Below are 18,441 nucleotides of genomic sequence, written 5' to 3' on the forward strand. Positions count from 1 at the left end.
TGGTGACCTGTGTGTGGGGAGATCTCCCCATCGACCGCGCTCGCATGTCGCGGCTTGATCGACGCCATGATCACTCTGGGCGCCGACACCGAACAGCTGCGAGCGCAGGGCCAGGCGTACACCGCGTCGTCTTCCACCCTCGCCGGGCTGCTCGAGATGCTGCAGAAAGGTGCGCAGGAGGTCGAGTGGACCGGGCCAGACACCGATGCCTTCGGCCGCATGGTCGAGCAGACCGTACGCAACGGACTCGACGTGGCCAAGCATCTCCAGGACGACGGGCTGCCGCTCGGGAACGAGGCCGACCAGCAGGACGATGCCTCCTCGACCGGATCCTCCTCCGGCCTCAATGGGGTGCGCCCCCGGAACCAGATCGCCGAACCGGACAAACCCGTCACCGTGGTCGGCAAGGGCATCCGCGACGGACTATCGGACGTCCCGGGGCTGATCGATGATGCTGCGGACCATGCGCGCTCGCCGATCGATGATCTGGTCGAGGACGGACTGGACAGGCTCCTCCCCGGCGATCCACGCGATCTCGGACAGCGGGCGCTTCGCTGCTCGGGGCGATTCCCGACGGCATCGAGATGGCTGATGCAGCTCGTCAGGGCGACATCGGGGGCGTGGCGGAAAATCTCTTCGGGGCGGTCCACGGGGCCGTCCCGCATCCGGCAGCCGGGATCGCCCTCGAGGTCAGCGAAGCCATCGGAACCGTCCTCCCCGGCGAGGGCTCGGTGATCGAGCGGCTCGGGGACCACCTGGCCGAGGGACGCGGCGCACGCGTCGGTGAAGCCACAGCGGGCGCGCTCTCCGATGCGCTCGGGCTCGAAGACGGCGGGACTGCGAGCAATCTGTTCACGAGCGCCGGCGGCGTCACCGGGATCCTCGGGCAGATGATGTTCGCCAGGCCGCAGCTCGACGTCATGCTCGACCTCTATGCCCCGCCGCCGCCCGGACGGCGGATCAGCGACGCACTGCTCTGAGCGCGACGACGGGTCGGTGCCCTCGTGGACACCGACCCGTTCGCAGTGCTCTCAGTCCTCCAGCGAGCCGTCGTCGCCGTGCTCCGGCTCAGGGGCGGACGAGTCCTCGAGCGCGGTGAGCTCGAGCCCGTCGCCGTCCGCCGCGAGGCGCACGGTGACCGTCTGGCCGTCCTGCACCTGACCGCGCAGGATCAGACGGGCCAGGCCGTCGCCGATCTCCTTCTGCACCAGGCGCTTCAGCGGGCGCGCCCCGTACAGCGGGTCGAAGCCCTCGTCGGCCAGCCAGCGCGTCGCCGCCTCGTCGACGTCCAGGGTGATGCGCCGCTCGCGCAGGCGCCGCCCCACCTCGTCGATCTGGAGGGTGACGATGCGGGAGAGCTGCTCACGGTTCAGGGCATCGAAGATGACGATGTCGTCCAGGCGGTTCAGGAACTCCGGCTTGAAGGAGGCCCGCACCACCTGCATGACCCGCTCGTGCTTCTCCTGCTCGCCGAGCGTCGCGTCCTGCAGCGCATGCGCGCCGAGGTTCGAGGTGAGGATCAGGATGGTGGAGCGGAAGTCCACCGTCCGGCCCTGGCCGTCGGTCAGGCGGCCGTCGTCCAGCACCTGTAGCAGCACGTCGAACACGTCCGGGTGCGCCTTCTCGATCTCGTCGAGCAGCACCACGGAGTACGGGCGTCGCCGCACGGCCTCGGTGAGCTGGCCGCCCTCGTCGTAGCCGACGTACCCCGGAGGGGCGCCGACCAGACGTGCGACGGTGTGCTTCTCGCCGTATTCCGACATGTCGATGCGGATCATCGCCCGCTCGTCGTCGAAGAGGAACTCGGCGAGCGCCTTGGCGAGCTCGGTCTTGCCCACGCCCGTCGGCCCCAGGAACAGGAACGAGCCTGTCGGCCGATCGGGATCGGCGATCCCGGCCCTCGCCCGACGCACCGCGTCGGACACCTCGGTCACGGCCCGCTCCTGACCGATCAGGCGCTTGCCGATGATGTTCTCCATGTCCAGCAGCTTCTCGGTCTCGCCCTGGAGCAGGCGACCGGCGGGGATGCCGGTCCAGGAGGAGACGACATCGGCGATGTCGTCGGGGCCGACGTGGTCGGAGACCATCGGCCGCTCCTCCTCGCCGGAGGTGCTCTCCTCCTGCTCCTCGGCGTCGCGCAGCTGCTGCTTCAGGGCGGGGATGTCGCCGTAGAGGATCTTCGAGGCGGCCGTCAGGTCGCCCTCGCGCTGGGCGCGGTCGGCCTGCATGCGCAGCTGCTCGAGCTGGGCCTTGAGGTCGCCGACGAGGTTCAGCCCCGCCTTCTCGCGCTCCCACCGGGCCGAGAGCTCGTTCATCTGCTCGGTGCGGTCCGCGAGCTGCGCGCGCACCGACTCCAGCTGCACGAGGCTGCCCGGGTCCTCGCTGCCCGCCAGGGCCAGCTCCTCCATCTTCAGCCGGTCCACCTGGCGGCGCAGGATGTCCAGCTCCTCCGGGGACGAGTCCAGCTCCATGCGCTGACGGGACGCGGCCTCGTCGACCAGGTCGATCGCCTTGTCGGGCAGCTGTCGGCCGGGGATGTACCGGCCGGACAGGCTCGCGGCGGCGACCAGGGCCGAGTCGGTGATGGTGACCTTGTGGTGGGCCTCGTACTTGTCCTTCAGGCCGCGCAGGATCGTCACCGTGTCCTCGACGCTCGGTTCGCCGACGAACACCTGCTGGAAGCGCCGCTCGAGAGCGGGATCCTTCTCGATGTTCTCGCGGTACTCGTCCAGCGTCGTCGCGCCGACCATGCGCAGCTCGCCGCGGGCGAGCATGGGCTTGAGCATGTTGCCGGCATCCATGGAGCCGTCGCCGGACCCGCCGGCGCCGACGACCGTGTGCAGCTCGTCGATGAAGGTGATGATCTGCCCGTTGGAGGTGCGGATCTCGTCCAGCACCGCCTTCATCCGCTCCTCGAACTCGCCGCGGTACTTGGAGCCCGCGACCATCGAGGGGAGGTCCAGCGAGATCAGACGCTTGCCGCGCAGGGAGTCGGGGACGTCCCCGGCGACGATGCGCTGGGCGAGGCCCTCGACGACGGCGGTCTTGCCCACGCCCGGCTCGCCGATCAGCACCGGGTTGTTCTTGGTGCGGCGGCTGAGCACCTGCACGACACGGCGGATCTCGGCGTCGCGGCCGATCACCGGGTCCAGTCGGCCCTCACGGGCCTGCTCGGTGAGGTCGACGCCGAACTTCTCGAGGCTCTGGAAGGTGCCCTCGGGGTTCTGGGAGTCCATCTGGTTCATACGGTCATCTCCTGGGGTCAGGGTCTGGACGGCATCGCGTAGGGCCTTGGGGGTGGCGCCGACGCCGGAGAGCAGTCGGGAGGCCGCGTCCTTGCCGAGTGCGATGCCGATCAGCAGATGCTCGGTGGACAGGTACGTGCGGCCGTCGGAGTCGGCCTCCTTGCGCGCCGCCTCGAGGGCGTCGAAGGCCGTGCCGACGAAGGTGGGCGAGGAGGCTCCGGAGCCACTCACGCGCGGCAGCGACTCGATCGCCTGGCCGGCGCGGCGCAGCACGTCGCGGGGGTCGGCACCGGCCTTGACGAGCGCGGCGCGGGCGATGCCGTCCTCCTGGCCGGCGAGCGCCCACAGCAGGTGCATGGAGCTGATCTGCGGGTTGCCGAGCTCGGCGGCCTTCTCCGCAGCAGCGGTCAGCGCCTCCTGCGAGCGGGTGGTGAACTGGAACTCCACGGGGCTCCTCTCCTGTCGTGGTGCGGGTGTCTCGGTGCGGATGTCTCGGTGCGGAAATGCGGGTGCGATCCGGGATCGGTCCCGGGCACGCTCAGGTCAACGACGACGGGGTTGAGTCTATTCCGCTCAATCCTGAGTTTCTCGCGATCCTCCGTCGGTCTGCCTCCGCGCTCGGCCAGGGTCCGCTCCCCGTCATCCACATCCGTTCCGGGGCCGGGCGGGGGCGTCCCTGTAGCATCGCCTCGGAGCCGCACCCGTACGTCAGGGGGAACCGACGCCGTCGGGGTCGCGGCCCCGCCCGCTCCCCGCTCCTCCTGCCGCAGATTCCGAGGCCTCCATGTCACAGTCCCCGTACCCGCCGCAGGGCGGTCAGTACATGCCCAACGGACGGCCGCGCCCCGGTGCGCAGCAGTCCGCCCCGGGCGCACCGTCCTTCCAGGCCCAGCCGCGCTACATCGACTACGGCAACCCGCGGGCGTACGACACCTCGGTGCGCCCCACCTCGGGCCTGACCGCCGCGCGCTTCGCCCCCGCCCAGATCCAGCGCCCCGATCAGGCGCAGCCGCAGTCGGCCTGGTCCACGCAGACCCGCCGCGTGCAGGAGGTCTCGCAGGAGGGCACCAAGGTGCCCACGGTGAGCATCGTGGTGTGGATCGCGCTGATCATGCTCGGCTTCGCGCTGCTGTTCGTGCTGGGCTACTTCTTCCTCGACTTCGTGATCAACGCGAGCTCGAGCCCGGTGTGGTGGCCGGTGACCGCCTTCCTCGCCGGGGTGTCGCTGGTGGTGATCGCCGGGATCATCCTGCTGGCGGACCGCTGGGACCCACAGCCGATCCCTCTGCTGCTCATCGCGATCTTCTGGGGCGCGGCGATCGCGGCCTTCTCGAGCTACTGGCTGAACTCCCTGAACGGTCTGATCTTCTACCTGATCGGCGGGGAGGGCTTCTCGAACTTCGCCACCCCCGTGATCAGCGCGCCGCTGGTGGAGGAGACCACCAAGGGCCTGGGCCTGCTGCTGCTGATGCTGATCGCCCGGCGCTACTTCAACGGTCCGCTGGACGGCCTGATCTACGGCACGCTGATCGGCGGCGGCTTCGCCTTCACCGAGAACATCCTCTACTACTCGCGGATCCTCGAGGGTCTGGGCGGCCAGGGCGTGCTGGTCCTGTTCATCATGCGCGGCGTGCTGAACATCTTCGGCCATGCGATCTACACCGCCTGCACCGGCATCATCGTCGGGTTCGTGGTGCGCAAGTGGGGCACCGTCATCGGGCTGCTCTCCTTCATCCCCGCGCTGATCCCCGGCATGCTGCTGCACGGTCTCTGGAACCTCACCGCCGGCATGGGCGGAGGGATCGGGCTGATGGTCCTCATGTATGCCGCGCAAGCGCTGCTGTCGCTGCTCTTCCTGATCACGATCGTGGTGCTGATCTGGGACGAGTCGCGACTGACCCGGGTGCGCCTGGGCGACTACGCGAACCAGGGCTGGCTGACCCACGAGGAGGTCGACATGCTCGCCACCTGGAAGGGCCGCCGCGAGGGCAAGCGCTGGGCCGACACGATCGGTGCGAAGCCCGTGATGAAGCGGTTCATCCGCGAGAGCGCGGACCTCGCCTCCATCCGCCAGCGACTGCTGGCCGACGGCGCGAACCCCAAGGTGGTCCAGGTCGAGCGGAACCTGCTGCAGCGCCTGACCACGAACCGCCAGGAGCTGCTCTCCCACGCCCGCTGAGGCCCCCGGGAATCTCGTGCACGAAGGCCCTGCACCGACGAGGTGCGGGGCCCTCGTGGCACTCCGGGAGCGGTGCGCAGGAGTCAGCGGCGGTGCTGCCGGTCGAAGGGGTCCTGCTCCTCCCGGCCGCGCAGCTGCTCGAACTGGCGTCGCTCGCGCTTGGTGGGCCGGCCGGTGCCCCGCTCGCGGCGGGGCGGCGCGGCGGCCAGCTGCGGGGCGGGCTCGGGGCTGTGGTCCTCATAGGCCTCGCGCGCGATCGGGGCGCCCACGCGCTTGGTGAGGATCCGGGTGATGACGACGATGCGCTCCCGGCCCGGCGAGCGGACCCGCAGCTCGTCGCCGACGACGACCTTCTGCGCGGCCTTGACCGGCTCGCCGTTGCGCCGCACGTGACCGCCGCGGCAGGCGGCGGTGGCGGCGGAGCGGGTGGGCATCAGGCGCGCGCTCCACAGCCACACGTCCAGACGCACGGACTGCGGCCCGTCGGTGGCATGCGGCCCGTCGGTGCGCTGAGGCCCGGCGGCATGCGGCCCGGCCTCACCTTGCGTCCCGCCCTGCGGGGTCTCCGCGGCGCTCATGCGCGGTGCGGGGCGCGCACCAGCGGCCAGGGGTCGTGCGCCTCGAGCTGGGCGGCGAGTGCGAGCAGCAGCAGGTCCTCGCCCGGGCGGGTCGCGCCGAGCTGGACGCCGAAGGGCAGCTCCACCCCGTCGACGACCTCGCGGTGCAGCGGCACCGCGATCGCGGCGGTGCCGAGCATGTTCCAGGTGCTGGTCCACGGTGTGAAGGCGCGCTGCGCGTCGAAGTCCTCGCCGCCGTCGGCGAGCTGGAGGGTCTCGGGCAGTGCGGGAGGTCCGGCGAGCGTCGGGGTGAGCACGGCGTCCAGGCCCTTGAAGGCCTCGAGAGTGCGCCGGGCGAGCATCTGCACGCCGCCGAGTGCGAGGGCCAGGTCCACCCCGGAGTAGGTGCGGCCCCGCTCCCGCAGCCAGCGGGTGAGCTCGAGCAGCTGTCCCTCCTGCTCCGCGGTGAGCGGGATGGTCGCCGCGCCCACGGTCCACAGGGGCATGAAAGCGGTCCAGTCCTCCGGGGTGAAGGGGGCGGGGATCTCCATGGTCTCGTGGCCGAGGTCGCGCAGCAGTGAGACGGCCCGCTCCAGTCCCGCGAGGGCGGCGGGGTGGACGTCGGTCTCGGCGGCGAGCGGCTCGCGCAGCACGCCGATCCGCAGCCCAGCGGGCGCTGGACCGTGCTCGAGGTCCTCGAGGAAGGAGCCGGTGCGGGCAGGGGCGGGGGTCGCGTCCCCCGTACGGGGTCCTGCGATGAGGTCGAGGCCGGCGGCGACGTCGCGCACGCTGCGGGCGAGCACCCCGTCGGTCACGAGGCCCATGCCCTCGCTGCCGTGAGGGCCGGGCGAGACCAGGCCCCGGGAGGGCTTGATCCCGACGATGCCGCAGCACGCGGCGGGGATGCGGACGGAACCGCCGCCGTCGGAGCCGTGGGCGATCGGGACGGCACCGCTGACGACGGCGGCCGCCGCACCGCCGCTGGAGCCGCCGGCGGTGCGTCGCAGGTCCCAGGGAGTGCGGGCGGGCGCTCCGGTCGCGGGCTCGGTGTAGCAGGGCATGCCGAACTCGGGGGTGGTGGTCTTGCCGATCGTGAGCGTTCCGCCGTCGAGGATCCTCTGGGCCACGCCGTCGGTGACGGTCGCGATGTTCCCGCGCAGCGCGGCGGAGCCCGCCTCGAAGGGGGCGCCGGCAACCTGGGTGAGGTCCTTGATCGGCATCGGCACGCCGAGCAGGGGATGCGTCCGTGCGAGGTCCTCGAGTCCGCCGCGGTCGCGCGCCTGCGCGAGGGCGGCGGCGGCCTCGTCGGCCTGCCGACGGGTCAGGTCCTCCAGGACGTGGGCGTAGGCGCCGACCTCGGCGCCGACGGTGCGGGCGGCCGTCAGCGCGCTCTCGGCGAGCTCCCGCACGTCGAGGTCGCCGCGGCGGAGCGCCTCCGCGGTGTCGAGCGCGCCGAGGGGCTCCCCCGCGCCCGCTCCCCCCGCGCCCGGCGCGGTCACGGGCGCCGTCCGGAGGTCTCGTCGGCCGCGAGCGCGGCGCGCACGTGGTCGAGGATGCCGGGCACGGACTCCTGGATCTGGTCCCAGGCGAGCTGGAAGTCGCTCTCGTCCCCGTACCAGGGGTCGCGGATGCCCGTGTCGGGGACGGGCTCGGGGGTGAAGTCGCGCACCATGCGCAGCCACTCCCCCGCCGCCTCCGCGCCGAGCACGCGCCGGATCGGGTCGACGTGGTCGTGGTCGAGCGCGAGGACGAGGTCCGCCGCGCGAAGCTCGTCCTCGTCCATGCGGCGGGCGCGGTGGGCGGAGGCGTCGATGTCGTGCTCGCGCAGGAGTGCCCCGGCGCGCGGGTCGATCGGGTTGCCGGCCTCCCAGCCGGTGGTCCCGGCCGAGGCCACCTCGACGCGGCCGGCGAGCCCCGCCTCCTCCACGGCCTCCGCCAGCGCGTACTCGGCCAGCGGTGAGCGGCAGATGTTGCCGGTGCAGACGGTGAGGATGCGGTAGGTCAACGGTCGGTCTCCAGCAGGTCGGCGTACTCGGGATGGCGCTCGATGAATCCGCGCACGAACCAGCAGGTCGGGCGGACGCGCATCCCCTTGGCGCGGATGTCCTCCAGCGCGAAGCGGACGATGGCGGAGCCGATGCCGCGCCCGGAGCGGTCCGGGGCGACCACGGTGGAGCGCAGATCGCGCACGTCGCCCTCGTCCTCATGGGCCAGGACGGCGACGACGGTCTCGTCCTCGTAGGCGGCGTAGCGGTCGCGGTCGTCGTCGTGGACCAGGCGCACCGCGTCCGGTCCGGCGGAGGTCTCATCCATGCCGGTCACGGTACACTGCCGCTCATGCCCGCGCCCCTGATCTGGCACATCACCGAGCTGGCCGCCTGGGAGGCGGCCGTCCCGGCGGGCGTCTACACCCGCGCGACCCGCGGGAAGGACCTGGCCGATGAGGGCTTCCTCCACGCCTCCTGGCCCGAGCAGGTCTCCAAGGTCGCCAAGCGCATCTACCCCGACCGCCCCTCGGACCTCGTGATCCTCGAGATCGACGTGGCCCGGGTCGAGGCGGCCGGCATCGCGGTGGACATCGAGGCGGACCGCGACGGGAAGGGCCGCGGGTACCCGCACATCATGGGTCCGCTGCCGGTCAGCGCCGTGGTGCGCCTGCGCCGCACCAAGTGGATCGGCCGGGAGTTCGTCGTCGTCGCCTGAGTCCGGCCCCGTCGGCCGCCCTGCGGGGAATGTCCTGGTCACCCGTCCGGGAACGGACGTACCATCGGGCATGGCCAGATCCTCCCACTCCGCGAAGTACCTCGACATCCACCCCGAGGACCCGCAGCCGCGCCTGATCGACCAGGCCGTCGCCGCGCTCGAGGACGGGGGCCTGATCGCCTACCCCACCGACTCCTGCTACGCGCTGGGGTGCCGGCTCGGGGACGTCGACGGGCTCGAGCGGATCCGACGGATCCGCCAGGTCGGCAAGGACCACCACTTCACGCTGGTGTGCGCGGACTTCTCGCAGCTGGGCCAGTACGTGCTGGTCTCCAACCCCGTGTTCCGCCTGGTGAAGAACTCGACCCCGGGGCCGTACACCTTCATCCTCCCGGCCACCCGCGAGGTGCCGCGCAAGATGTCCCATCCCAAGAAGCACACCGTCGGCGTGCGCATCCCCGACCACCGGGTCGCCCATGCGCTGGTGGAGGCGCTCGGCGAGCCGATCGTGTCCTCGACCCTGCTGCTGCCGGGGCAGGTGGACCCGCCCGCGGAGGGCTGGATCGTCCAGGACCTGCTCGACGAGCAGCTGGACGTCATCATCGACTCCGGCGAGGTGGGCATCGAGCCGACCACGGTGGTGGACCTCTCCGGCGGCGACCTGGTGATCGCCCGCGAGGGTGCCGGCGACGTCAGCCGTTTCTGAGCCCCGTCAGTCCCGCGCGACCCGCCGACGGGGGCTGAGCACCCCGGAGAACACGAGGATCCCCAGCGCGTACAGCGGCACCATCCACAGCGCGTAGCGCAGGGTGAGGGCGTCGGCGAGGGCGCCGACCAGCGGCGGGGTGAGGAAGAAGCCGAGCCGGGCGAACCAGCCCACCACCGTGATGCCCACGCCGTGCGGCACGCCGGGCAGGTCGTCGGCGGCGCGGTAGGCCGCGGGGAACAGGGTCGCGATGCCCCAGCCGGCGGCGGCGAAGCCGAGCACGGCGGTGGCCGGGGTGGGGACCAGCAGGGTGAGGCCCATGCCGGCCATCGCCACGAGCGCGCCGATGCGGGCGGTGAGGCGGTCCCCAAGCCGGTCCACGACGGCGTCGCCGGTGAAGCGGCCGATGGTCTGCGCGCCCTGGAGGGCGACGAAGGCCATGCCGGCCAGGAACGGGGTCGCATCGAAGGTGGAGCGCATGAACAGTGCGCCCCAGGTGCTGCCGGCGTCCTCGGTGGACCCGGCGAAGACGAGCACCATGCCGAGGGCCACCACGAGCCCGAGCGAGCGCAGGCTCATCCCGGCGATGGGCCGGCCCGGCCCGGCCGGCTCGGCCGGCTCGGCCGGGATCCCGGCGGCGGAGGCGGCCGACGGGGAGGCGGCGGCGGGAGCGTCGGCCGATGGGGGCGCGGCGGCGGGCGTGCGCTCGGTGGCGTCGTGCCCGGGCAGCAGGAAGCGGAAGGACCCCGCGGCGAGCGCTCCGAAGACGACCAGGCCGATCAGCCCCTGCGCCCACAGCGGCAGTCCGACCTGGGCCGCGGCGGCGCCGAGCAGGCCTCCCGTGACCGCACCGAGAGACCACCAGCCGTGGTAGCTGTTCATGATCGAGCGGCGGTAGCGCCGCTCCACTCGCATGCCGTGCGCGTTCATGGAGATGTCGGTGATCGCGTCGGCCGCCTGCGCGATCATCAGGGCGAGGGTGAGCCACAGCCAGGAGCCGGAGAGGTAGATCGCCAGGTGCGAGGTGGAGGCGATCAGCTGGAAGAGCACGCTGATCCGCGCCGAGCCGTGGCGGGACATGAGCCGGGCGGCGAACAGGCCCGCGAGGAGTCCGCCGATCGGGCCGATGCCGACGGCGAGTCCGAAGGCGGTGTTGGTCAGCCCGATCGTGTCCACCAGCTCCGGGTAACGGGGCAGGATCGCGCAGAACGAGGCGCCGTTGAGGAAGAAGATCAGCGAGACAGCCCAGCGGGCGCGGCGCGCGTCGGTCGGGACGGCGGGGCGCAGGGAGTCGTCGTCGGATGGGGCGTGAGCGTTCACGAGAACTCATTGTCCGGGACGGAGGGGCCTGCGTCGACCTGCCCGCCCCGCGCCGTACCCTGTGGCCATGTCGACCCACATCGGTGCCGCTCCCGGCCAGATCGCCCCTCACGTCCTCATGCCCGGCGACCCCTACCGCGCGCGGTGGATCGCCGAGACCTTCCTCGAGGACCCCGTCCAGTACAACGACGTGCGCGGGATGCTCGGGTACACCGGCACCTACGCCGGGGTGCGCGTGTCCGCGCAGGGCTCCGGGATGGGCCAGCCGTCGCTCGCGATCTACGCGCACGAGCTGTTCGCCGAGTACGACGTGGAGACGATCGTCCGGGTCGGCACCTGCGGCGGGCTCTCGGACGCGGTGAAGGTGCGCGACGTGGTGCTCGGCGTCGCCGCCTCCACCGACTCGGCGATGAACGTGCCCCGCTTCGGGCACGTCTCCTTCGCCCCCGCGGCGGACTTCACCCTCGCGAGGATCGCCGCGGAGGTCGCCGAGGAGCGGCTGGTGGACCTGGTCGCGGGCGGGCTGTTCTCCTCCGACCAGTTCTACAACCCCGACCCGGACATCGCCCGCACCCTCGCGGGCTACGGGGTGCTCGGCGTGGAGATGGAGGCGGCGGCGCTGTACACCCTCGCCGCGCAGCACTCCCGCCGCGCGCTAGCGCTCTGCACGGTCTCGGACCACCTGCTCACCGGTGAGGAGACCAGCGCCCAGGAGCGCCAGGAGACCTTCGAGGACATGATCGTGGTGGCGCTGGAGTCGATCGTGCGCCTGGAGCGCGCCCAGAACCGGCAGGGCTGACCTCCCCGGGACGGGACCGGCATGACGCGATCGTGCCCGGCAGCTGCGGGCTGCCGGGCACGATCGGAGGGTTCTGGGGAGCGCGGGGCTCAGGTGAGGAAGCGCGGCACCAGGTCGAAGGTGCAGAACAGCGCCACCAGGCACATGGCCAGACCGCCGAGGAAGGTGGCGACCGTGAACAGGCTCATCACGTACAGGCCGGCGGCGAAGAGACCGAACAGCACGAGGAAGAGCACCACCGACAGGACCACGCTGTTGCCCTGCGAGGTCACGTTGTCGTCCTGGCGCTCCTGCGCGCGGGGCGCGTCCGCGACATGGTTGTTGCTCATGCTGCCTCTTTCCTGACTCTCCCGGCATGCGATGCCGGTGCTGCGGCGTCTTGGCACCCGCCATCAGGTGCGGGCGACCAGGACCATCCTAGACCAGCGCACGAGTGCTCGCGGTCGTGTCCCGGTGGCGGATCGCCGTGAGCAGCACCTCGAACACCGCCGCGCCGCTCGCCCCGTCGATCTCGGGGTGCCACTGCACCCCGATCACGCCGGAGCCGGTCTCCGCCTCGACCGCGAGCGCCAGCCCGGAGTCGTGGCGGGCGACGACGCGCAGGTCGCCCGCGACCTCGCGGATGCCCTGGTGGTGGTAGGCGGTGACCTGGGCGCGGGTGCCGAGGGCGAGGGCCAGGTCGCTGGCCGCGTCGATCCCGGTCTCCACGGCGGTCGGGGCCTGGCCGGTCAGCGGATGCGCGGGCAGGTCCTCGGGCAGGTGGCGGTGCAGGGAGCCGCCCTCGGCGACGACGATGATCTGCAGGCCGCGGCAGATGCCGAGCACCGGCACGCCGACGCGGCGGGCGGCGCGGTACAGCGCGGTCTCGAAGGCGTCGCGCTCGGGGTCCGGGGTCATGTCGGTGGGCAGCGCGTCCTCGCCGAAGGCAGCGGGGTCGAGGTCGGTGCCACCGGTGAGGACCAGGCCGTCGAGCTCGGCGAGCTCCTCGTCGGTCCAGGGCTCCTGCGGGGAGAGGACTACGGGGCGGGCGCCGGCCTCGCGCAGGGCGCGCACGTAGTGCTCGTTGACGACCACGGCCTCGTGTCCAGCCCATGCACCGGACATCATGGTGCGGGTCCCCGCGGTCACGCCGATGAGCGGGCGACGAGTGCGCTGCGCCATGATGTTGTCCTTTCCGCAGTGGAGCCGTGATCGTGCCGCCGTGCGGCGACAGGACACAGTCCACCCCGCCCGGGGGTGTGCGGGCGAGCTGTGTGGCGGAATGTGACGAGCGGGCTGTGACGAGCGGGCTGTGACAGCGCAGGCTGTCACGGCGCGGGTGCGCCCTCCCCCGCCGGTGCTCAGTGCGCGGCGACGCGCTCGTGCTCGCGGATGGCCTGCAGGTAGTAGCCGCGCAGCTGCTCGGCGAGGACCGGCCAGGTGCGCTTGCGCACCGACTCGAGGGCGGCGGCGCCGAAGGCGAGGCGCTTGGCGTCGTCGAACAGGAGGTCGCCGGCGCGGTCGCGCAGCTCGTCGAGCATGCCCGGGGTGTACAGCCAGCCGGTGCGGCTGGGGGTGACCAGGTCCACCGGTCCGCCGCGGCGAGGGGCGATGACGGGCAGCCCGGAGGCCATGGCCTCCTGGATGGTCTGTCCGAAGGTCTCCAGCTCGCCGGGGTGGACGAAGAGGTCGGCGCTGGCGAGGTGCGCGGCGAGGTCTGTGCCGGAGCGGAAGCCGGCGAAGCGGGCGCGGGGCATCTCGCGCCGCAGCATCTCGCGCTCGGGACCGTCGCCCACGATCAGCAGGCGCACGCCGGGCATGTCGTGGAGGACCTTCAGGTCCGCGACCTGCTTCTCCGGGGCGAGGCGCCCCACGTAGACCACGAGCCTCTCCCCCGGCTCGGCGTACTTCGCGCGCAGATTCTCGCTGCGCAGGCTCGGGGAGAACAGGGACGTGTCCACGCCGCGGCGCCACAGGTCCACCCGCTCGATGCCGTGCTCGATCAGCTGGTCCCGGGTGGCGGTGGAGGGGGCGAGGTTGAGGGTGGCGCGGTTGTGCACGTCGCGCAGGAGCTGCCAGGAGGCGCTCTCGAGGAAGGGCATGCCGTAGCGGGCGGTGTAGCCCGGGATGTCGGTCTGGTAGATCGCGACCGTGGGCACGCCCGACTTCTGCGCGGCGACCACGGCGCGGCCGCCGAGGATCGTCGGCGAGGCGAGGTGGATGACGTCGGGCGCGAACTCGTCGATCCGGCGACGCAGGGAGGTGGCGCTCGTGGTGGCGATCCGGACCTCGGCGTAGCCCGGCATAGGGGCCGACGCGATGCGGCGCACCCGCACCTTGCGCCCGCAGGAGGTGCGCAGGTGCTTGTCGGCCCCCGGCCACTGCGGGGCGATGATCCCGAGATCATCGCCGGCGGCGGCGAAGTGGTCGACGACCCGGAGCACCGAATTGGTGACCCCGTTCATGTGCGGCAGGAAGGACTCGGTGACGACTAGGATCCTCACGCCCTCGATGATCCGCTCCCCGTCCTGCCACCGCGCCACCGGGGCGTGACGCGTCGTCGACGCTCCGGTGAACTCTTGGCCGGGCCGACGGGGCGCGGACGCGCGAGGAGGGAGAAGACGCGCGAGGAGGGAGAAGACGCGCGAGGAGGGAGAGGGCGCGACACCCTCCCCCTCCCGGCTCACACCTGCGGCCGCGACCTCACAGCCGCGTCGAGGCGATCTTCGCGCCCTCGACGAGCGAGGCCAGCTTCGCCCAGGCGATCTGCGGGTGGATGCGCCCGCCGAGGCCGCAGTCGGTCGAGCCGATGACGCGCTCGGGGCCGACGATGCGGGCGAAGCGCTCCAGGCGCTGGGCGACCAGATCCGGGTGCTCGACGACGTTGGTGGCGTGGGAGACGATGCCGGGGACGATGACCTTGTCCTCGGGCAGCTCCACGTCCTGCCACACGGTCCACTCGTGCTCGTGGCGCACGTTGGCGGCCTCGAAGCTGTAGTACTTCGCGTCGATCTCGAGCAGCAGCGGTGCGAGGTGGCGGAACTCGATGTCGGTGGTGTGGGGGCCGTGCCAGGAGCCCCAGCACAGGTGGAAGCGGGTCTGCTCGGTGGGGACGTTCACCAGGGCGCGGTTGACGGCGTCGACGCGCTTGCGGGTGAACTCGAGGTAGTCCTCGATGCTGGGCTCGGGGTTGATCTGGTCGAAGTTCTCCGCGATGGAGGGGTCGTCGATCTGCACGGTGAGCCCGGCGGCGGCGATCGCCTCGTACTCGGGGCGCATCACCTCCACCCAGGCGTCGAGGAAGGCGTCCGCATCGCCGTAGTGGTCGTCGACGATGCGGGAGCCGGAGCCCGGGGACAGGGCGGCGAGGTAGCCGCGGTCGTAGCCCACCTGCTCCAGTGCCGCCCGGAAGTTGGTGATGTCCTGCGCGACGAGCTCACGGCCGGTCTCCGAGTAGGCGATGGGTCCGGTGGCGGCCGGGAAGGTGGGCTGCTCGCCGGTGGTGATCCCGGAGGTCGGGTCCTGATAGGCGTCGGCGAAGATCGTCCAGTCGCGGCGGTCCGGGAAGCTGGTCAGCCGCACGTCGCCGGGGGCGGAGCGGACGGGCTCGGCGGAGATGTGGTCCTGGCCGGTGATCTCCAGGCCGCTGACGCGGTCGAAGATGTAGGACCACCAGGAGCCGTAGTTCACGGCCGAGCCCATGAGGTGGCCGTACTCCCCGTCGTTGGGGATGGAGATGCCGATCTCCTTCTGCTTCGCGACGACGTCGACGACGGCCTGGGCGAGCACCTCGCGGAACTCGTCGGTGGGCTCCGGGGTCAGTCCGTCCTCCCCGACGGGGCGGGCGGCGTTGGCGGCGATCAGCTCCGGGCTGCGGGGCAGGGAACCGGCATGGGTGGTGAGGATCTCGGTCATGGACCGAGCGTAGGAGCAGTGACGCCCCGGTCGGAAACCGGGGCGTCACAGCTGTTCACACAGGTCGTCGAGCGATACCGCTCGTCAGTCGACGGGCCAGACGGGGATCAGGTTGCGATCGCCGTAGGCCTGGTCGATGCGGCGCACCGGCGGCCAGTACTTGGACTGGATGCGCATCTGGGCGCTGTCGTGGACGGAGTCGTCCTCGACGGCGGTCCAGGAGCCCGGGTACACGGCGACCTCGCGGGAGTAGGGGTGGGTCCACTCCCCCGTCGCGATGGACGCGGCGGTGTGCGGGGCGTTGACCAGCGGGTTGTCCTCCGCGGGCCAGGTGCCGGCGAGGACCACGTCGGCCTCCTTGGCGATCATGAGCATCGCGTCGACGAAGCGGTCGATCTCGGCGAGGTCCTCGGACTCGGTCGGCTCGACCATCAGGGTGCCGGCAACCGGGAAGGACATCGTCGGGGCGTGGAAGCCGTAGTCGATGAGGCGCTTGGCGACGTCGTCCACGGTGATGCCGGTGCGATCGGTGAAGGGGCGCAGGTCCACGATGCACTCGTGGGCGACCAGCCCGTTCTCGCCGGTGTAGAGGATGTCGAAGGCCTCGGAGAGGCGGCGGGCGATGTAGTTCGCCGCGAGCACCGCGGAGGCGGTGGCGTGGCGCAGCCCGTCCGGACCCATCAGGCGGATGTAGGTCCAGGTGATCGGGAGGATCGACGGGGACCCGTAGGGCGCCTCGGAGACCGGGGCTCCGCCGTGGACCAGCTCGCCCGCGCCGACGACCGCGTGCTCCGGCTTCTGCATGGCCGGGTGGCCGGGCAGGAACGGGGCGAGGTGGGCCTTGGCGCCCACGGGGCCGACGCCGGGGCCGCCGCCGCCGTGGGGGATGCAGAAGGTCTTGTGAAGGTTCAGGTGGGAGACGTCGCCGCCGAACTCGCCGGGCTTGGCGACCTGCAGCAGGGCGTTGAGGTTCGCGCCGTCGACGTACACCTGGCCGCCCGCGTCGTGCACCAGCTGGCACACGGTGCGGACCTCCTCCTCGTACACGCCGTGCGTGGACGGGTAGGTGATCATGATGGCCGCGAGCTCGTCGCCGTGGTCCTTGATCTTCTGCTTGAGGTCGTCGAGGTCGATGTTGCCGCGGGCGTCGGAGGCGACGACCACGACGCGCAGGCCGGCGTTGACGGCGCTGGCGGCGTTGGTGCCGTGCGCGGAGCTGGGCACCAGGCACACGTCGCGGGAGCTCTCGCCGCGCGAGTCGTGGTAGGCGCGGATGGCCAGCAGTCCCGCGAACTCGCCCTGGGAGCCGGCGTTGGGCTGCAGGGAGACGGTGTCGTAGCCGGTGAGGTCGGTGAGCCAGCCCTCGAGCTGGCCGATGAGCTCGAGGTAGCCCTCCACGTCCTCGCGCGGGGCGAAGGGGTGGATGCCGTTGAACTCGGACCAGGTGATGCCGGCCATCTCGGTGGCGGCGTTGAGCTTCATGGTGCACGAGCCCAGCGGGATCATGCCCCGGTCCAGCGCGAAGTCGCGATCGGACAGGCGGCGCAGGTAGCGCATCATCGCGGTCTCGGAGCGGAAGGAGGAGAACACCGGGTGGCGCAGGAACGCGTCCTCGCGCACGAGGCCGTCCCAGCCGGCGCCGGAGTCCGCGGCGGCGATCTCCTGGCCGGGGGTGGGGGCGTGCGGGGCGAAGGCCGCGGCGATCGCCTCGAGGTCCGCCTCGGTGATGGTCTCGTCCAGGGACAGGTGGACGATGTCGTCCCCGACCGTGTGCACGAGGAAGCCGGCCTCGCCGAGGGAGGCGGCGAGGTCCGCGGCGGTGCCGGTCGCGCGCACCTCGAGGGTGTCGAAGAAGCTGTCCGAGACGAGCTCGAAGCCGCTGCGGCGCAGCAGGTCCGCGAGGGTGGCGGTGCGGTCGGCGACGGTGCGGCCGATGCGGGTGAGCCCGTCGGGGCCGTGGTAGACGGCATACATCGCGGCCATCACGGCCAGCAGCACCTGCGCGGTGGTGATGGAGCTGGTGGCCTTGTCACGGCGGATGTGCTGCTCGCGGGTCTGCAGGGACAGGCGGTAGGCGGGGTTGCCGTCGGCGTCGCGGGAGACGCCCACGAGGCGGCCGGGCAGCTGGCGCTCGAGACCCTTGCGCACGGAGACGAAGCCGGCGTGGGGGCCACCGAAGCCGAGCGGGATGCCGAAGCGCTGGGAGGTGCCGACGGTGACGTCGGCCCCGAGGGAGCCCGGGGAGGCGAGCATGGTCAGGGCCAGGAGGTCCGCGGCGACGATCGCGACGGCCTTGGTGGACTTGACCTCGGCGATGACGTCGCGGGGGTCCCACACGCGGCCGGAGGCGCCGGGGTACTGGATGAGGGCGCCGAAGTACTCGCCCTCGGGCGCACCGTCGACGCGGAAGTCGACCTCGCGCAGCTCGATGCCGAGCCCGTCGGCGCGGCCCTGGAGCACGGCCTTGGTGGCGGGCAGGGCGTCGGCGTCGACGAGGAAGACGTTGCCGTTGCGCTTGGCGGTGCGGCGGGCGAGCATCAGCGCCTCGGCCGCGGAGGTGGACTCGTCCAGGGTGGAGGCGTTGGAGACGTCCATCCCGGTGAGGTCGCAGATCATGGTCTGGAAGGTCAGCAGCGCCTCGAGCCGGCCCTGGGAGATCTCGGGCTGGTAGGGGGTGTAGGCGGTGTACCAGGCGGGGTTCTCCAGCACGTTGCGCTGGATCACGGCGGGGGTGTGGGTGCCGTGGTAGCCGAGGCCGATGAGGGAGCGGCGCACGGTGTTGCGGTCGGCGAGGCCGCGCAGCTCGGCGAGCGCGGCGGGCTCGGTGATCCCGGCGGGGACGGACGATGCGGCGCCGTCCTGGTCGTCGAGCAGGATCGTGGAGGGCACCGCGGCGCGCAGCATCTCGTCCAGGGACTCGTAGCCCAGGACCTCGAGCATGTGACGCTGGGCGTCGGAATCGGTGCCGACGTGGCGGCGTACGAAGGAGTCGTGGTCGAGCTCAGGCGATGCGGTCATGAAGGAGTGCCCCTGGAAGT

17 protein-coding genes are annotated in these 18,441 nt (G+C 72.0%); 6 read left to right on the top strand and 11 right to left on the bottom strand.

All coding sequences use genetic code 11. From position 1 onward, the window contains the following. Positions 1-54 precede the first annotated feature (54 nt). Positions 55-735: a hypothetical protein gene (locus HNR70_RS08105; protein ID WP_184325193.1), complete on the top strand. Its 681-nt coding sequence runs from the start codon at positions 55-57 to the stop codon at positions 733-735. Next, on the top strand, positions 732-980 hold the full coding sequence (locus tag HNR70_RS08110; RefSeq protein ID WP_184325194.1) for a hypothetical protein: 249 nt from the start codon (positions 732-734) through the stop codon (positions 978-980). Before HNR70_RS08105 ends, HNR70_RS08110 begins: the two co-directional genes overlap by 4 nt. A 51-nt stretch (positions 981-1,031) precedes the next feature. Here the strand turns inward: HNR70_RS08110 and clpB are convergent, their stop codons facing one another. After that, positions 1,032-3,692: an ATP-dependent chaperone ClpB gene (gene clpB / locus HNR70_RS08115; RefSeq protein ID WP_184325195.1), complete on the bottom strand. Its 2,661-nt coding sequence runs from the start codon at positions 3,690-3,692 to the stop codon at positions 1,032-1,034. Positions 3,693-4,029: 337 nt separating this feature from the next. Between clpB and HNR70_RS08120 the strand changes: the two genes are divergently transcribed. Continuing rightward, complete coding sequence (locus tag HNR70_RS08120) at positions 4,030-5,424, top strand: PrsW family intramembrane metalloprotease (RefSeq protein WP_184325196.1); 1,395 nt, start codon at positions 4,030-4,032, stop codon at positions 5,422-5,424. Between the two features lie 83 nt (positions 5,425-5,507). Here HNR70_RS08120 and HNR70_RS08125 read toward each other — a convergent pair whose 3' ends face one another. Genes HNR70_RS08125 through HNR70_RS08140 form a run of 4 tightly spaced genes read right to left on the bottom strand, consistent with a single transcriptional unit; the run spans position 5,508 to position 8,294 of the window. Further along, entirely contained in the window at positions 5,508-6,002 is a 495-nt protein-coding gene (locus HNR70_RS08125; RefSeq protein ID WP_184325197.1) for an Hsp15 family ribosome-associated heat shock protein, read from the bottom strand. Then, the gene (locus HNR70_RS08130; RefSeq protein ID WP_184325198.1) at positions 5,999-7,480 is read right to left on the bottom strand and encodes an amidase; all 1,482 of its coding nucleotides are present in this window, start codon (positions 7,478-7,480) and stop codon (positions 5,999-6,001) included. Before HNR70_RS08130 ends, HNR70_RS08125 begins: the two co-directional genes overlap by 4 nt. Further along, the gene (locus HNR70_RS08135; RefSeq protein WP_184325199.1) at positions 7,477-7,986 is read right to left on the bottom strand and encodes a low molecular weight protein-tyrosine-phosphatase; all 510 of its coding nucleotides are present in this window, start codon (positions 7,984-7,986) and stop codon (positions 7,477-7,479) included. Before HNR70_RS08135 ends, HNR70_RS08130 begins: the two co-directional genes overlap by 4 nt. Next, positions 7,983-8,294, bottom strand: coding sequence for a GNAT family N-acetyltransferase (locus HNR70_RS08140; RefSeq protein WP_184325200.1), 312 nt, complete (start codon positions 8,292-8,294; stop codon positions 7,983-7,985). The genes HNR70_RS08135 and HNR70_RS08140 overlap by 4 nt, the downstream gene beginning before the upstream one ends. A 24-nt stretch (positions 8,295-8,318) precedes the next feature. Here HNR70_RS08140 and HNR70_RS08145 point away from each other — a divergent pair, with 24 nt between their 5' ends. Further along, the gene (locus tag HNR70_RS08145) at positions 8,319-8,684 is read left to right on the top strand and encodes a DUF952 domain-containing protein (protein ID WP_184325201.1); all 366 of its coding nucleotides are present in this window, start codon (positions 8,319-8,321) and stop codon (positions 8,682-8,684) included. A 70-nt stretch (positions 8,685-8,754) separates the two neighbouring features. Beyond that, a complete protein-coding gene (locus HNR70_RS08150; RefSeq protein ID WP_184325202.1) occupies positions 8,755-9,390 on the top strand; it encodes an L-threonylcarbamoyladenylate synthase in 636 nt (211 codons plus the stop codon). Positions 9,391-9,396: 6 nt separating this feature from the next. Here the strand turns inward: HNR70_RS08150 and HNR70_RS08155 are convergent, their stop codons facing one another. Further along, positions 9,397-10,710, bottom strand: coding sequence for an MFS transporter (locus tag HNR70_RS08155; protein ID WP_184325203.1), 1,314 nt, complete (start codon positions 10,708-10,710; stop codon positions 9,397-9,399). A gap of 67 nt (positions 10,711-10,777) precedes the next feature. On the opposite strand from HNR70_RS08155, the gene deoD reads away from it, so the two are divergent. Next, positions 10,778-11,509: a purine-nucleoside phosphorylase gene (gene deoD / locus HNR70_RS08160; RefSeq protein ID WP_184325204.1), complete on the top strand. Its 732-nt coding sequence runs from the start codon at positions 10,778-10,780 to the stop codon at positions 11,507-11,509. An 89-nt stretch (positions 11,510-11,598) separates the two neighbouring features. Here deoD and HNR70_RS08165 read toward each other — a convergent pair whose 3' ends face one another. The 5 genes from HNR70_RS08165 to gcvP all read right to left on the bottom strand — a co-directional run bounded on the left by HNR70_RS08165 (position 11,599) and on the right by gcvP (position 18,421). Beyond that, the gene (locus HNR70_RS08165; protein WP_184325205.1) at positions 11,599-11,838 is read right to left on the bottom strand and encodes a hypothetical protein; all 240 of its coding nucleotides are present in this window, start codon (positions 11,836-11,838) and stop codon (positions 11,599-11,601) included. Between the two features lie 88 nt (positions 11,839-11,926). Next, positions 11,927-12,670 carry a gamma-glutamyl-gamma-aminobutyrate hydrolase family protein gene (locus tag HNR70_RS08170; protein ID WP_184325206.1) on the bottom strand — a complete coding sequence of 248 codons (744 nt, stop codon included), beginning with the start codon at positions 12,668-12,670 and terminating at the stop codon, positions 11,927-11,929. A gap of 179 nt (positions 12,671-12,849) precedes the next feature. Beyond that, positions 12,850-13,992 (bottom strand): glycosyltransferase family 4 protein, encoded by a 1,143-nt coding sequence (locus tag HNR70_RS08175; protein WP_184325207.1) that lies wholly within the window; start codon positions 13,990-13,992, stop codon positions 12,850-12,852. Between the two features lie 199 nt (positions 13,993-14,191). Further along, positions 14,192-15,403, bottom strand: a complete 1,212-nt coding sequence (locus HNR70_RS08180) for a cobalamin-independent methionine synthase II family protein (RefSeq protein ID WP_184325208.1) — start codon at positions 15,401-15,403, stop codon at positions 14,192-14,194. An 84-nt stretch (positions 15,404-15,487) separates the two neighbouring features. After that, entirely contained in the window at positions 15,488-18,421 is a 2,934-nt protein-coding gene (gene gcvP / locus HNR70_RS08185) for an aminomethyl-transferring glycine dehydrogenase (protein WP_184325209.1), read from the bottom strand. Positions 18,422-18,441 lie beyond the last annotated feature (20 nt).

This window comes from Brachybacterium aquaticum (assembly GCF_014204755.1).
GTDB lineage: Bacteria > Actinomycetota > Actinomycetes > Actinomycetales > Dermabacteraceae > Brachybacterium > Brachybacterium aquaticum.